Origin of the sequence: Aminobacter niigataensis, assembly GCF_014200015.1 — a bacterium.
Taxonomy (GTDB): domain Bacteria; phylum Pseudomonadota; class Alphaproteobacteria; order Rhizobiales; family Rhizobiaceae; genus Aminobacter; species Aminobacter niigataensis.
The window spans coordinates 170,329-185,039 of record NZ_JACHOT010000006.1 but is presented as its reverse complement, the minus strand read 5'-3'; the positions used below and the strand labels follow the sequence as shown (position 1 = coordinate 185,039).

Annotated in this window: 14 protein-coding genes; 10 read left to right on the top strand and 4 right to left on the bottom strand. The window is 64.8% G+C overall.

All coding sequences use genetic code 11. The features are described 5' to 3' along the window. Nucleotides 1-16: 16 nt before the first annotated feature. The 4 genes from kynU to GGQ99_RS20015 all read right to left on the bottom strand — a co-directional run bounded on the left by kynU (nucleotide 17) and on the right by GGQ99_RS20015 (nucleotide 4,042). A complete protein-coding gene (kynU, locus tag GGQ99_RS20030; RefSeq protein WP_183263898.1) occupies nucleotides 17-1,264 on the bottom strand; it encodes a kynureninase in 1,248 nt (415 codons plus the stop codon). A gap of 18 nt (nucleotides 1,265-1,282) precedes the next feature. Next, nucleotides 1,283-2,206 carry an ABC transporter permease gene (locus GGQ99_RS20025; RefSeq protein ID WP_183263897.1) on the bottom strand — a complete coding sequence of 308 codons (924 nt, stop codon included), beginning with the start codon at nucleotides 2,204-2,206 and terminating at the stop codon, nucleotides 1,283-1,285. Nucleotides 2,207-2,211: 5 nt separating this feature from the next. Then, the gene (locus tag GGQ99_RS20020) at nucleotides 2,212-2,991 is read right to left on the bottom strand and encodes an ABC transporter ATP-binding protein (protein ID WP_108610331.1); all 780 of its coding nucleotides are present in this window, start codon (nucleotides 2,989-2,991) and stop codon (nucleotides 2,212-2,214) included. Between the two features lie 64 nt (nucleotides 2,992-3,055). After that, on the bottom strand, nucleotides 3,056-4,042 hold the full coding sequence (locus GGQ99_RS20015) for an ABC transporter substrate-binding protein (protein ID WP_108610332.1): 987 nt from the start codon (nucleotides 4,040-4,042) through the stop codon (nucleotides 3,056-3,058). 158 nt (nucleotides 4,043-4,200) lie between these two features. Here GGQ99_RS20015 and GGQ99_RS20010 point away from each other — a divergent pair, with 158 nt between their 5' ends. From GGQ99_RS20010 to GGQ99_RS19965, 10 genes are all read left to right on the top strand, one after another. Continuing rightward, nucleotides 4,201-4,980: a GntR family transcriptional regulator gene (locus tag GGQ99_RS20010; protein WP_183263896.1), complete on the top strand. Its 780-nt coding sequence runs from the start codon at nucleotides 4,201-4,203 to the stop codon at nucleotides 4,978-4,980. Beyond that, nucleotides 4,977-5,945 carry a pyridoxal-phosphate dependent enzyme gene (locus tag GGQ99_RS20005; RefSeq protein ID WP_183263895.1) on the top strand — a complete coding sequence of 323 codons (969 nt, stop codon included), beginning with the start codon at nucleotides 4,977-4,979 and terminating at the stop codon, nucleotides 5,943-5,945. The genes GGQ99_RS20010 and GGQ99_RS20005 overlap by 4 nt, the downstream gene beginning before the upstream one ends. Before the next feature lie 99 nt (nucleotides 5,946-6,044). After that, entirely contained in the window at nucleotides 6,045-6,569 is a 525-nt protein-coding gene (locus GGQ99_RS20000) for a MarR family winged helix-turn-helix transcriptional regulator (RefSeq protein ID WP_183263894.1), read from the top strand. 183 nt (nucleotides 6,570-6,752) lie between these two features. Continuing rightward, nucleotides 6,753-9,080 carry a bifunctional salicylyl-CoA 5-hydroxylase/oxidoreductase gene (locus GGQ99_RS19995; protein WP_183263893.1) on the top strand — a complete coding sequence of 776 codons (2,328 nt, stop codon included), beginning with the start codon at nucleotides 6,753-6,755 and terminating at the stop codon, nucleotides 9,078-9,080. Next, nucleotides 9,077-9,868: an SDR family NAD(P)-dependent oxidoreductase gene (locus tag GGQ99_RS19990; protein WP_183263892.1), complete on the top strand. Its 792-nt coding sequence runs from the start codon at nucleotides 9,077-9,079 to the stop codon at nucleotides 9,866-9,868. The genes GGQ99_RS19995 and GGQ99_RS19990 overlap by 4 nt, the downstream gene beginning before the upstream one ends. Nucleotides 9,869-9,870: 2 nt before the next feature. Next, the gene (locus GGQ99_RS19985) at nucleotides 9,871-10,713 is read left to right on the top strand and encodes an enoyl-CoA hydratase family protein (RefSeq protein WP_425486836.1); all 843 of its coding nucleotides are present in this window, start codon (nucleotides 9,871-9,873) and stop codon (nucleotides 10,711-10,713) included. A 3-nt stretch (nucleotides 10,714-10,716) separates the two neighbouring features. Beyond that, nucleotides 10,717-11,910, top strand: a complete 1,194-nt coding sequence (locus tag GGQ99_RS19980) for an acyl-CoA dehydrogenase family protein (RefSeq protein ID WP_183263890.1) — start codon at nucleotides 10,717-10,719, stop codon at nucleotides 11,908-11,910. A gap of 11 nt (nucleotides 11,911-11,921) precedes the next feature. Further along, nucleotides 11,922-12,338, top strand: a complete 417-nt coding sequence (locus GGQ99_RS19975) for an acyl-CoA thioesterase (RefSeq protein WP_183263889.1) — start codon at nucleotides 11,922-11,924, stop codon at nucleotides 12,336-12,338. Next, nucleotides 12,331-12,726, top strand: coding sequence for a RidA family protein (locus GGQ99_RS19970; protein WP_183263888.1), 396 nt, complete (start codon nucleotides 12,331-12,333; stop codon nucleotides 12,724-12,726). Before GGQ99_RS19975 ends, GGQ99_RS19970 begins: the two co-directional genes overlap by 8 nt. Before the next feature lie 6 nt (nucleotides 12,727-12,732). Next, nucleotides 12,733-14,700, top strand: a complete 1,968-nt coding sequence (locus tag GGQ99_RS19965; protein ID WP_183263887.1) for a 3-hydroxyacyl-CoA dehydrogenase NAD-binding domain-containing protein — start codon at nucleotides 12,733-12,735, stop codon at nucleotides 14,698-14,700. Nucleotides 14,701-14,711 lie beyond the last annotated feature (11 nt).

Below are 14,711 nucleotides of genomic sequence, written 5' to 3'. Positions count from 1 at the left end.
TCTTGGTTCTGGCCGTTCAGGTCACCGCCGACTTGACGGCGAAACGCGCTTCTTTCCAGGCACCGGTGCGCAGGATGTCTTCGAGGACCTCGACGGCCTGCCAGACATCCTTGAAGCCGACATAGAGTGGCGTGAAGCCAAAGCGGAGCGTGGCTGGCGCACGGAAGTCGCCGATGACGCCGCGCTCGATCAGCGCCTGCATGATCTGGTAGGCGTTATCATGCGCGAAAGAGACCTGGCTGCCGCGCCTTGTGCCGTCGCGCGGGCTTTCAAGCTCGAGACCGTAGCCGGCGCATTTCGCTTCGACGAGTTGGATGAACAGGTCAGTGAGCGCGATGCTCTTGGCCCGCAGCGCTTGCATGTCGACGTCGTTCCAGATGTCGAGCGCGCCTTTCAGCGCCCGCAGCGACAGGATCGGCTGGGTGCCGCACTGGAAGCGGCGAATGCCGGCATCGGCGGCGTAGCTCTGCTCGAAGGCAAAAGGCCTGGCATGCCCCCACCAGCCGCTGAGCGGCTGGCGCGCTTCCGCCAGATGTCGCTTGGCGACGTAGATGAAGGCCGGCGCGCCGGGACCGCCATTCAGGTACTTGTAGGTACAGCCGACGGCGAAGTCGGCGTTCGAACCGTCGAGATCGACCGGCAGTGCGCCGGCGGTGTGGCAGAGGTCCCAGACGATCAGTGCACCAGCCTCATGGGCTTTCTTCGTCAACGCCGCCATGTCGCGCAGTTCGCCCGACTTGTAATTGACGTGATTGACCAGGACGACGGCCACGCTTTCGTCGATCAGCTCTTCGATCGACGGCGCGTCGACGCCCTCGAGCCTGAGCACGGCGCCGGCTCGTGTCGAGGCGACGCCCTCGGCCATGTAGAGGTCGGTGGGGAAACTGCCGCCCTCGGCGACGATCACCGAACGCTCGGACCGGAGCCCCATCGCCGCATGCAGCGCCTTGTAGATGTTGATCGAAGTCGTGTCGCAGACGACCGTCTGGCCTGGTGCGGCGCCGACGAGGCAGCCGATCTGGTCGCCCAGTTCGACTGGCATGTCGAACCAGCCGGCCTTGTTCCAGCTGCGGATGAGGTCCTGGCCCCACTCCTGTTTGGCGGCCTCGGCAAGCTCGTTGAAAGCCGCAGGTGATGCCACGCCCAGCGAATTGCCGTCGAGATAGATCATCCCCTCGGGCAGCACGAAACGATCACGCATCGGACGCAGCACATCGGCTGCATCCATCGCCTCGATCGCGACGAAATCAGGAATTCCACTCATGATGCGGCCTATCCTCGATTATTCGCGAATGGTTTCGCGTGCGGGCGCCGACCCGCGGCTGCGCTTGAGGCTCGGCAGTGCAAGCATGGCGAGCACGAACAGGCCGGTGGCGAGCTTGAGATCGGGGGGCGGCATGCCGGCGGCAAGGCAGAACGACACCAACTGGTAATAGACGACCGCGCCGACGAACGGGGCGGCGAGTTGGCGCAGCACGGTCTGCTTGCCGACGATGGCTTCGCCGATCATCAGTGCCGCAAGGCCGTTGATCAGGATGCCGAGGCCCATATTGACGTCGGCAAAACCTTGCGACTGCACCATCAAGGCGCCGCTCGTTGCCGAGAAGGCGCTGGCGAGGCCGACGCCGCCGATGGTGGCGACCCAGACATTGATGCCCTGGGCCTCGGCCATGTCGGAGTTGGCCCCGACGGCGCGGATTGCAGTGCCCTTCTCCGTCTTGAAGAACATGTTGAGCAGGATGAAGACGGCAGCGCCGATCAGGCCCGCAATGACGATCTTGCTCGCCGGGAAACCGGGTTGCAGATATGGCGCCCAGTCGAACACGCTGGGCGAACCGAAGACCGAGAGGTTCGACTTGCCCATGATGCGCAGGTTGATGCTGTAGAGCATCGTCATCATCAGGATGCCGGCGAGCAGCGTGTGGATGCGGAAGCGCAAATGGATGAAGGCGGTGCAGCAGCCGGCGAGGAAGCCGGCGATGACGGCAACCGCAATCGCCGTCAGCGGCGAAGCGCCGCCGGCCAGCAGCACACCGCAGACGCAGCCGCCCAGCGGAAAGGCGCCCTCGCTGGTGAGGTCGGGGAAGTTGAGCGTGCGGAACGGGATCATGATGCCGAGCACGACGAATGCCAGGATCAGGCTCTGCGCCAGGGTGACGGGGACGAGCGCGACGAAGCTCGAAAAGATGTTCTGGATAAGGTCCATGATGATCAACTCGCCAGCAGCATGCGGTCGGTTTTCACGGAGAAATGGCCGATCAGGTCGACAACCGTCACCTTGGCTTTTTCCTCGCCGGAGATTTCGAGCCGGAGCTTGCCGGCGTCGAGCATGATCACGCTGTGGCCGAAATCGACGGCGTGCTGCATGTTGTGGGTCACCATCAGCGTGGTGAGCTTCAACGCATCGACGGCGCGAACGGTCGCCTGCATGACGATGTCGGCGGTGCGCGGGTCGAGCGCGGCCGTATGTTCGTCGAGCAGCAAGAGGTCGGGTGAGCCGCCGACCGCCATGATCAGTGACAGCGACTGGCGCTGGCCGCCCGAAAGCAGCTCGACGCGGGTGTCGAGGCGGTTTTCGAGGCCGAGACCGAGGAGCGAAAGACGTTCCTTGTAGGTGGCAAGGCGGGTCGCATTGAGGCCCTGGCGCAAGGTGCGCTTCTGGCTGCGCAGATCGGCGAGCAGCATGTTCTCTGCGACCGTCATCGAGGCGGCGGTGCCCTTCATCGGGTCCTGGAAGACGCGTGCAAGCCGCATGGCGCGCTTGTGGACGGGCATGGCCGTCACATCGTCGCCGTTGATGATGACCTGGCCGGAATCGAGCACCAGCGCGCCTGATATGGCGTTCAGCATGCTGCTCTTGCCGGCGCCGTTGGAGCCGATGACGACACCGAACTCGCCGGTGGCGAGCTTCAGGCTGAGGCTGTCCAGCGCGACCTTTTCGTCGGCCTGGCCCTTGTAGAAAACTTTACGTGCAGATCGGATTTCGAGCATCCGTCCCTCCCGAAAAAGGCGACGGCGCCAAGGACGCCGCCGCCTGTTTTGACGAAGTGCTATGTCAGTCGACGATGCAGCCGCAATCGGCCAGCGTCTCGGGGATCTCGATGCCGAACGCCGCCATCGCCTTCTTGGAGATCGTCGGGGCGTGGTCGGCATAGGCCGGGCGCGACGGTGCGATGGTCTTGGGATCTGCACCCTTGAGGATCTCGGCAGCGATCTTGCCGGCGTTCATGCCGACCTGGGTGTAGTTCACGGCAAAGCTTGCCGGCACCACGCCGTTGCGGACTGCGCCATCGTCGGAGTTGACGATCGGGATGCCGGCCTGGCGCGCTGCGGCCGACACGGCGGCAACCGCCGGCTGGAGCAGGTTCGATGCAGGCGTGTAGATCACGTCGGCCTTGCCGGCGAAGGAGGCGATGCGCTGCTGGATGTCGTTGACGTTGTCGACGCCGACTGCGACGACCTCGAAGCCGGCAGCGGGTGCCACTTCCTTGATCTTTTCGAGCAGGGCGACGTCGTTTGCCTCACCCGGATTGTAGGGCACGCCGAAGCGCTTGGCATTCGGCAGCAGCTTCTTGGTGAATTCCATGACGGCTGCCATGTCCTGCAGGTCGGTGGCACCGGTCATGCCTTCGTCGCCCGCATCCCACGACGGAACGAGCTTGGCGGCGACGGGGTCGGTGACGGCCGAGAAGACGACCGAAATGCCGGAGCCGGCGAGCGCCTTCTTGGCGATCTGCGAGACCGGGGTGGTGACGGTGTAGATCAGCTTCGGCTGTTCGGCCTGAAGCTTGGCGATCATCTGCGGCACCAGCGAGGCGTCGAAATTGGTGTGGCTCTCGGTGTAGACGACGTCCTTGCCTTCGACAAAGCCGTTCTCCGACAGCGCCTGCTTGAAGCCGGCGATCGAGGCGTTGAGCTGCGGATGCTCGCCGAAATTGGCGATGCCGATCTTGATCGGATCGGCAATGGCAGCACCGAGGCTGGCGGCGAGAGCGCCGGCCACGAACAGGCCCGACAGCAGGCCGGACTTCAGGTTTCTCATCTATTCCTCCCAGATTAACAAGGCGCCGCTCACTGAACGGCGGCATGGACAAGATCATGCGCAGTCGCAGCGCGCCTGTCAACATTATATATAATTCTTGCCAGCTGCTCCCATGATATATAATTTTTCGAGTCAAGCGGTCTCGCGGATGGATAGCGATGCAGGATGACGAGCACTCCACCAAGACGGAAGCGGCCTACCGGCTGCTGCGTCGCGATATCCTGACCACGCGCCTGATGCCGGGTGCGCCGCTCAAGCTAAGCGTGCTTCGCAACACCTACGGTGTCGGCTGGACGCCGCTGCGGGAGGCGCTGTCGCGGCTGGAGGCCGAGCGCCTGGTGACGGCGATTTCCAATCGCGGTTTTGCCGTTGCGCCTGTTTCGCGCGGCGAACTCGAAGACCTTGCCCGTGCCCGGATGGTGGTCGAAATTCCGCTGTTGCTCGAATCCATGGACAAGGGCGACGCCGACTGGGAAGCAGCCGTTGTCACGGCGCATTACCGGCTCTCCCGCTGCAAGATCGCACCCGACGACCCCTCCGACGAGGCGGTCGACGAATGGGACGAAAAGCACGAGGCCTTTCACACCGCATTACTGAGCGCGGCGACATCGAACTGGCTGTTGCGCTTCCGCTCGACAGTTTCGGACCAGTTGCGCCGCCACCACCGCTTCCTCGGTCTGTCGCCGACGATGAAGGCTGCTGCCGGCCAGAAGAACGGCTACGAGGCGGCGGTCGCGGCCTTGCGCGAGGCCATGGCGATCGAGCACCATACGGCACTGATGGAGGCGGCACTCGACCGCGACGTCGAGCGGGCCAAGAAGCTGATGATCGACCACATCGGCTATACGCTGCATGTCTATGTCCATACCGAAGACGGCAGCGGAGGCAAACTGGCTGCACGCACCGGCCGCGTGAAATCGCCTACGGCAGCCGAATGAGCGCGCCGCATCGCCCGACGCTGGACGAGATTGCCGCGGCGCGCTTGCGGCTGGCACCCCACATGGCGCGCACGCCCATGATGCGTCTCGATCTCGGCCTGCCGGACCGCCAGATATTCCTCAAGCTCGAAACGCTGTCGCCGATCGGCGCGTTCAAACTTCGCCCGGCGCTCAATGCTCTGCTGTCGCGCGACGCCGACGTCTTGCGCAATGGTGTCGCCACGGTCAGTTCGGGCAACATGGCCTACGGCATGGCCTGGGCGGCGAACAGACTTGGTGTGCCGATGGCCGCCTACATGTACCAAGGTGCGCCACAGACCAAGATTGACGGGGTGCGGCGGCTCGGCGGCGAGGTGCGTTTTATCTCGATGGACACCTGGTGGCAGTACATCATCGGTGCAGAACAGCCCGACTTTCCCGAATTGCTGATCAATCCGGTGACCGACCAGGCCGTGCTTTCCGGCAATGGCTCGATCGGCATGGAAATTCTGGGAGACCTGCCCGAAGTCGACGTGGTGCTCACTCCCTATGGCGGCGGCAGCATGACCTCAGGCGTCGCCAGTGCCGTCAAGGCTCTGCGGCCGCAGGCAAAAATCTTCGCCGTCGAGGACGAGAACGCGGCGCCAGTGACGGCGGCGCTTGCTGCCGGCCGCATCGTCGAGATCGAAACGCGCCCCTCCTTCATAAAGAGCATCGGCGGGCCTTCGCTGGTGCCTCAACTCTGGCCGGTGGCGCGCGAATTGATCGACGGCGCGATCACCGTCAGCCTGGAGCAGGTGACCGAGGCGATGCGCCTCCTGTTCGCCAAGGCCAAGGTCGTCGCCGAGGGCGCGGGTGCGGCCTCTCTGGCTGCCGCGCTGTCAAGCGAGCACGCCAGGGGCAATGTCGTCTGCGTCGTGTCGGGCGGCAACATCGACGCCGCGGCCTATGCCACGGTGCTCGGCGGCTATATTCCCGCGCCCTAAATCTTTCAAGCTTGTACGAACCGGCGAAACGGCACTACAAAGCCTGTTCGGACCGGCCTGCTTCCCCGGTCTGCGAGGTTGGGAAAGACCGGGCTGAAGATGGACGAGCGCAAAGAAACGACGAACGCCACCGGATGGGTCGACGGCGAGACCAAGGTTCTCGAAGCACCCGGCGACCATGGCGCCGAGTTGCGGCTGTGGCTCAGGCTGCTCACCTGTTCGACCCTGATAGAGACCGAGGTGCGGCGCCGGCTGCGTGAGGAATTCGATTCCACCCTGCCCCGCTTCGACCTGATGGCCCAGCTCGAGCGCGCCAGTGAAGGCATGGTGCTCGGTGAGGTGTCCAAGCGCATGATGGTGTCGCCCGGCAACATCACCGTGCTGGTCGAGCGGCTGGCCGAAAGCGGCCATATCAGCCGCACGACCTCGCCGACCGACCGGCGCGTCCAGATCATCGCGCTGACCCCCTTCGGCCGCGCCGAGTTTGAAAAGATGGCCTCGGCGCATGCCGACTGGATCGCCGACCTGTTTGGCGGCCTTGCCCCGAAGGACGGTGCGGTCCTGCTCGACGAACTCGCCAAGCTCAAGCGCTCCATCGTCGCGTCGCTCGGCAAGGGGAGCTGACCCCAGCTACGCGCGCTATCCCCTGTAGTCTTCACCGCACTCATCACTGACGACGGGCTGAAGTGCCCATCGCGAAAATAACTTTAAGCTTGAAGTTTCTCTGAAACGAGTCCATGGTGCCGGTACGGTCAAGGTCGGGCGAGCCCTGTCCTGGCGGCTGCATCACCTTCGGAGGAGAACGGCATGCGCATTGTCTGTATCGGTGGCGGGCCGGCCGGTCTCTATTTCGCATTGCTGATGAAGAAGCAGCACCCTGCGCACCAGGTCACCGTCGTCGAGCGCAATCGCCCCTTCGACACCTTCGGCTGGGGCGTGGTGTTCTCCGACGCCACCATGCAGTCGATGCGCCAGTGGGACCCCCAGACGGCTGAGACCATCGAGGTTGCCTTCAACCACTGGGACGACATCGAGCTGGTGTTCAAGGGTCGCAAGATCCGCACCACCGGCCACGGCTTCGTCGGCATCGGCCGCAAGAAGATGCTCAACATCCTGCAGGAGCGTTGCCTCGAACTCGGCGTGGAGCTGGTGTTCGAAACCGACGTCCAGGGCGACCAGGATTTTCCGGACGCCGACCTGATCATTTCCTCCGACGGCGTCAATTCGCGCATCCGGCACAAATATGCCGACGTCTTCAAGCCCGACATGGTGATGCGGCCCAACCGCTACATCTGGCTCGGTACCGACAAGCGCTTCGACGCCTTCACCTTCGATTTCCAGCGCACCGAGCATGGCTGGTTCCAGGCCCATATCTACCGCTTCGACGACAACACCTCGACCTTCATCGTTGAGACCACCGACGACGTGTTCCAGGCACACGGCATCGACGAGATGGACCAGGACCAGTCGATCGCCTTCTGCGAAAAGCTGTTTGCTGGCACGCTCGAAGGCCACAGGCTGATGACCAATGCGCGCCACCTGCGCGGCTCGGCCTGGCTGAATTTCGGCCGCCTGATCTGCGACAAGTGGAGCCACTTCAACGGCGCAAGCCATGTCGTGTTGATGGGCGACAGCGCGCATACGGCACACTTCGCCATCGGCTCGGGCACCAAGCTTGCCATTGACGACGCCATTGAACTGACGCGTCAGTTCGACCTCATCGGCCACGACAAGGCCAGCATCCCGGCTGTGCTCGAAGCCTATGAGGACGTGCGTCGCGTCGATGTCGCCCGCATCCAGAATGCGGCGCGCAACGCCATGGAGTGGTTCGAGGTCGTAGGCACGCGCTATGCCGACACTTTGGAACCCGAGCAGTTCATGTATTCGATGCTGACCCGCTCGCAGCGCATCAGCCATGAAAACTTGCGCCTGCGCGACAAGGACTGGCTCGAAGGTTACGAGCGCTGGTTCGCCGAGCGCGCCGGCGTCAGCCCCGCGCCCAACGGCTCGGTACCGCCACCGATGTTCACGCCCTTCAGCATTCGCGGGATGACTTTGAAGAACCGCATCGTCATGTCGCCGATGGCGATGTATTCGGCGACCGACGGCCTGCCCGACGACTTCCATCTCGTCCATATCGGCTCGCGCGCCATGGGCGGTGCGGCACTCGTCTTCCCCGAGATGACCTGTGTGTCGCCCGACGCGCGCATCACGCCCGGTTGCCTCGGCCTGTGGAACGACGAGCAGGCGCAGGCCTTCAAGCGCATGATCGATTTCGTCCACCATCAGACACCGGCCAAGATCGGCATCCAGATTGGCCATGCCGGCCGCAAGGGGGCGACAAAGGTTGCCTGGGAAGGCATCGACCAGCCGGTGACGGAAGGCGGCTGGCCGCTGATCTCGGCCTCCGCCCTGCCCTATCTCAAGCATTCCGACATGCCGCGCGAAATGACCCGCGAGGACATGGACCGGGTGACCGCCGACTTCGTCAGCGCCACGGAGCGTGCGCGCGACCTCGGCTTCGATATCCTCGAACTGCACGCCGCCCACGGCTATCTGCTGTCGTCCTTCCTGTCGCCGCTGACCAATTTGCGTGACGACGAGTATGGCGGCAGCCACGAGAACCGCGCCCGCTATCCGCTTGAGGTGTTCAACGCGATCCGCGCCGTCTGGCCGGAGGACCGGCCGATTTCGGTGCGCCTCTCCACCCACGACTGGTACGAGGGTGGCAACACGCCGGACGATGCCGCTATCTTTGCGAAGATGTTCAAGGACGTCGGCGCCGACATGATTGACTGTTCGTCGGGCCAGGTGGTGAAGGAAGAACAGCCGGTCTATGGCCGCCTGTTCCAGACGCCCTTCTCCGACAAGATCCGCAACGAGATCCAGGTGCCGACCATCGCGGTGGGCGCGATCTCGGAAGCCGACCACGCCAACTCGATCATCGCTGCCGGCCGCGCCGACCTTTGCGCCGTCGCTCGTCCGCATCTCGCCGACCCGTCATTCGTCATGCATGAGGCGGCGAAGATCGGCTACGCCGAGCAGGCCTGGCCGAAGCAGTACCGGACGGCTCGTGCGCAATACGAAAACAACCTTGCACGCGCAGCGGCTGCAGCGCCCACGGGCAAGGCATGAGCAATCAGAGCAAGAACGGGCGCCACGCCCTCGTCACCGGTGCCGGCAGCGGTATCGGCCGCGCCATCGCCTTTGCGCTGGCGAGCAACGGCCATCGCGTCAGCCTCTGCGGCCGGCGTGTTGCGCCGCTCGAGGCCCTGCGTGCCGAGATCGCCGCCGCTGGTGGCGAAGTCTTTGTACTTGATGGCTTCGACGTCACCGACGCGCAGTCGGTCGAGACAGGTATCGCCAAGGCGATTGCTCAGGCCGGCGACATCGCCGTGCTGGTCAATTCTGCCGGCGAAGCGCCGTCAGCACCATTCGACAAGACCGACCTTGCCATGTGGAGCCGGGTGATCGGCATCAACCTGACCGGCACGTTCCTCGTCACCCAGGTTGCACTCGCCTCGGTCAAGCGGGCGGGCAAGGGTCGCATCGTCAATGTCGCCAGCACCGCCGGCCTCACCGGCTACCCTTACGTCTCCGCCTACTGCGCCTCCAAGCATGGCGTGGTCGGTATGACCCGGGCGTTGGCGCTGGAACTCGCTCGCACCGACGTGACCGTGAACGCCGTCTGCCCCGGCTTCACCGACACGCCGCTGCTCGACGGCGCGGTCGAAACCATCACCGGCAAGACCGGCCGCACGGCCGACGAGGCCCGGGCAAGCCTTGCCCGTGCGAACCCGCAGGGACGCCTCGTCACGCCTGAGGAAGTAGCCGACACCGTGCTGTGGCTCGCCTCGGAAAGGGCAACGGCAATCACAGGCCAGGCGATCCCGGTCGCCGGCGGCGAAGTTCTGGGAGGATGACGATGACCAACCCGATGCAGGACAAGAAGCGTCCGTTCCAGGGGCACCAGGCGGAGCACTTCCTGTTCGAGACCGATGCCGACGGCCGCGTCGCCACCGTCACGCTCAATCGTCCCGAGAAGAAGAACCCGCTGACCTTCGAAAGCTACGAGGAACTTACCGACCTGTTTCGTGCGCTCGGTCGCGCCAGCGATGTCCGCGCCGTCGTGCTGACAGGTGCGGAAAACAACTTCTCCTCGGGCGGCGACGTCTTCGATATCATCGAGCCGCTGACCAAGATGTCGATGCCTGACCTCATCGACTTCACCCGCATGACCGGCGACCTGGTGCGCCAGATCCGCGCCTGCCCGCAGCCGGTCATCGCTGCCGTCGACGGCATCTGCGCCGGCGCCGGCGCCATCCTCGCCATGTCGTCCGACTATCGCGTCGCCACGCCCGAAGCCAAGACCGCCTTCCTGTTCAATCGCGTCGGCCTCGCCGGCGCGGACATGGGCGCCTGTGGCATCCTTCCGCGCATCATCGGCCAGGGCCGCGCTGCCGAACTCCTGTTCACCGGCCGCGTCATGACCGCCTCCGAGGGCCATGCCTGGGGCTTCTACAACGCGTTGCACGAGCGCCCTGCCTTGCTGGGCGCTGCGCAGAAATTCGCCCGCGACATCGCCGACGGCCCGTGGTTCGCCCACACCATGACCAAGAAGATGCTCGACCAGGAATGGGCGATGGGCATCGACCAGTTGATCGAATCCGAGGCTCAGGCGCAAGCGATCTGCATGGCGACGGGCGACTTCCGCCGCGCCTTCGAGGCCTTCGCCGCCAAGTCCAGACCTGAATTCAAGGGGAACTGAGCCATGGCCGCGCACCTCATGCCGGTCGGCGCGCCGGCCCGCGACCATCTCGACTGGCCGTTCTTCGCCGAGAGCCACCGCGCGCTTGCGGCCGAGCTTGACGGCTTCATCGCCCGAGGCGGGCTCGGCGAAATCGACCATGCGGACGCCGATGGCGCCTGCAAGAAGCTGGTGAAAGTGCTGGGGGATGCGGGCATCCTGCGCAACTGCGTGCCGGCGGCATTCGGCGGCGTATCCGAAGAAATCGAGAGCCGCTCGCTGTGCCTGATCCGGGAGACGCTGGCCTATGCCGACGGTCTCGCCGATTTCGCTTTCGCCATGCAGGGGCTCGGTACCGGTGCGATCAGCCTGTCCGGATCGGACGAGCTCAAGCAAGCCATCCTGCCGAAGGTCGCCCGTGGCGAGTTGATCTCGGCGTTTGCGCTGACGGAGCCGGAAGCCGGCTCCGACGTTGCGGCGATGGCTACCGCCGCCCGCCGCGACGGCGACGAGTACGTGCTCGACGGCGAGAAGATCTTCATCTCCAATGGCGGCATCGCCGATGTCTACACGGTCTTTGCCCGCACCGGCGAGGCGCCCGGCACGCGCGGCATCTCGGCCTTCGTCGTCTTTGCCGACAACCCGGGCTTCTCCATCGTAGAACGCATCGAGACGATCGCGCCGCATCCGCTGGCGCGTGTCCGTTTCGACAATTGCCGCATCCCGGCATCCCAGCTTCTGGGCGAGCCGGGCGAAGGCTTCAAGATTGCCATGCGCACGCTCGACATCTTTCGCCCGTCGGTTGCCGCCGCAGCACTCGGCTTTGCCCGCCGCGCGCTCGACGAGGCCGTGGCCCACGCCAAGTCGCGAAAGATGTTCGGGGCGACGCTCGCCGACCTGCCGACGGCACAGAGCACGCTGGGCGAGATGGCGACCGCCATCGACGCCGCCTCGCTGCTCACCGTGCGCACTGCCTGGCGCCGCGACGTGCAGAAGCTGCCGATCACGCGGGAAGCGGCCATGGCCAAGCTGACGGCGACGGAAAACGCCCAGTGGGTCATCGACCAGGCGCTGCAGATGTTCGGCGGACGCGGCGTGCGTGTCGGCGAGATCACCGAGCGGCTCTATCGCGAGATCCGCGCGCTGCGCATTTATGAAGGCGCCACTGAGGTGCAGAAACTGATCATCGGCCGCGAGCTGATGAAGGCCGCAAGATAGGGAGCGCTGCCATGCCCTTCCGCACCAGCCGGCCGTTGCGTTTCGGGGACTGCGATCCCTCCGGCATCGCTTATTTCCCGTCCTACCTGAACATCCTCGTCGGTGTTCTCGAGGAGTTCTTCGGCTCAGTTGGCGCGCCGTGGAAACAGCTCGTCGGCGAGCGCCGCATCGGCACGCCGACGGTCAGGCTCGACCTGACCTTCGTCCATCCGGGCTTCCATGGTGACACCCTCGACTTCGCGCTTTTCGTCCGCCGCGTCGGCCGTTCGTCGCTCGATCTCGAACACAGGATCACGGCCGGCGGCACCTTGCTTTGGAGCGCTCGCCACAGCGTGGTCGCGACCTCGCTCGACACCCACAAATCGCTTGCCTGGCCGGATGACCTCCGCGCCGCGCTCGAAAAATGTCTGGAGACATCAGATGCATGAGATCCTGCAGCCCGAGGGCTGGGCCAAGCCGATCGGCTACTCCAATGGCGTTGCAGCCACCGGTCGCACGGTCTTCGTCGGTGGCCAGATCGGCTGGAACGGAAATTGCGAATTCGAAACCGACGATTTCGTCGGCCAGGTGCGCCAGACGCTGGAAAACGTCGTCGCCGTGCTGAAGGCCGGCGGCGCCGAGCCGCGACACATCACCACGATGACCTGGTATTTCACCGACAAGAAGGAATACACCGAGAACCTGCGCGGTCTCGGCCAGGCCTATCGCGATGTCATCGGCCGTCATTTCCCGGCCATGGCCGCCATGCAGGTCGTGGCGCTGGTCGAGGACCGCGCCAAGATCGAGATCCAGGCCACCGCCGTCATTCCCGAGTAAGGCCCGATGAGCGCGATGCGGTTTTCGGAAAGCGTCACGGGCACGATCCAGGACGGCGTGCTTGTCGTCACCATCGACAATCCGCCGGTCAACGCCATCTCGGCGCATGTCCGCCAGGGTTTGGTCGAGGCGCTCGACCATGGCGCATTGCTGGGTCTCGTGGTCGGCATGGTCGTCACGGGCGCTGGCCGCACCTTCGTCGGCGGCGCCGACATCAAGGAGTTCGGTAAGCCTCCGGTCGAGCCGACCCTGCCGGAGGTCATCGAGCGCGTCGAAAGCTGCGACAAGCCCATCGTCGCCGCGGTCAATGGTGCCGCACTTGGCGGCGGCTGCGAGCTCGCGCTCGCCTGCCATGGCCGCATCGCCAGCGATATGGCGAGTTTCGGCATGCCCGAGGTCAAGCTGGGCATCGTGCCGGGCGCCGGCGGCACGATGCGCCTGCCCCGCCTGATCGGCACAATCGCCGCCATCGACCTGATCGGCAGCGGCCGCATGATCAAGGCCGCTGAAGCGCTTTCGCTCGGCCTCGTCGACGGTGTGGCCGCTGATCATCTCGACGCCGCCCTCAGCCTCGTCCATGACCTCGCTGGAGAGCCACTGCGGCGGACAGGCTTGCTCGACGTGCCGGCCACCGAACAGGCTGCCGTCGAAGCAGTGGCGAAAAAGGTGCTGTCCAAGTCGCGCGGGCAGACTGCGCCCGCCGAGGCCGTTCGCCTCGTCAAGACGGCCGCTCAGGTCGATCTGAAACAGGGCCTCGCCGACGAGCGCGCGACGTTCTTGCGGCTGCGCGATTCCACGGAGGCGGCAGCGCTTCGCCATGTGTTCTTCGCCGAACGGCAGGCAGGCAAGGTCGACAAGCTCGACGGCATCGCAGCCCGCAAGATGGAGACAGTCGGCATCGTCGGTACCGGCCTGATGGGCGCCGGCATCGCTGTTGCTGCACTTACCGTTGGCTATCGCGTCATCGGCGTCGAGCAGACGCATGAGGCCGCCGACAAGGGGCGCGAGCGTATCGCAGGCACCCTCGACAAGTCGGTTCAATCAGGGCGTCTGGCGGCTGCGGGCCGGGACGATTGCCTTGCCCGGCTTGCGGTCACCGCCGATGCCGGCCAACTCGCCGCGGCCGATCTCGTCATCGAGGCAGTGTTCGACGATCTCACTGTCAAGACCGAGCTGTTCCAGCGGCTCGACGGTATCGTCAGACCGGACGCCATCCTCGCCACCAACACCAGCTACCTGAACCCCGACGAGATTGCGGCTGCAACGGCGCATCCCGAACGCGTTGTCGGCCTGCACTTCTTCTCGCCGGCCAATATCATGCGGCTGGTCGAAATCGTCGACTGCAAGGCGACTTCGCCCGATGTGCTGGCCAGCGCACTCGCCTTCGCCAAGCGGCTAGGCAAGCTGCCCATCGTCTGCGGCGTGACGGAAGGCTTCATCGGCAACCGCATCTTTTCCGCCTACCGCCGCGAGGCGGAATTCATGGTCGAGGATGGCGCTGCCCCGCACGAGATCGATGCCGCGCTCGAAGCCTATGGATTTCCGATGGGCATCTTCGCCGTCTACGACATGGCAGGGTTGGAAATCGCCTGGGCGCGGCGCAAGCGCCAGGCTGCGACCCGCGATCCCAAGGCGCGGTATGTCGAGATCGCCGACAAGCTATGTGAAGCCGGGCGTTTCGGCCGCAAGGCCGGCCGCGGCTGGTACGACTATGCGAGTGGCGAGCGTATGGTCGTTCCGGAAGTTACGGCGCTTATCGAGGCCGCGCGCGCGGCCAAGGACATTGAACCACGCCACTTCTCGGCGGAGGAAATCTTCACTCGATTGCTCAAGGCGATGTCCGACGAAGGTGCGGCCCTTCTTTCGGAAGGCATCGCTACACGTTCGAGCGACATCGACCTGGTGATGATCAACGGCTACGGTTTCCCCGCCCACAAGGGCGGGCCGATGTTTGCCGCCGACGACCGCGCGTAACCGCAACCGTC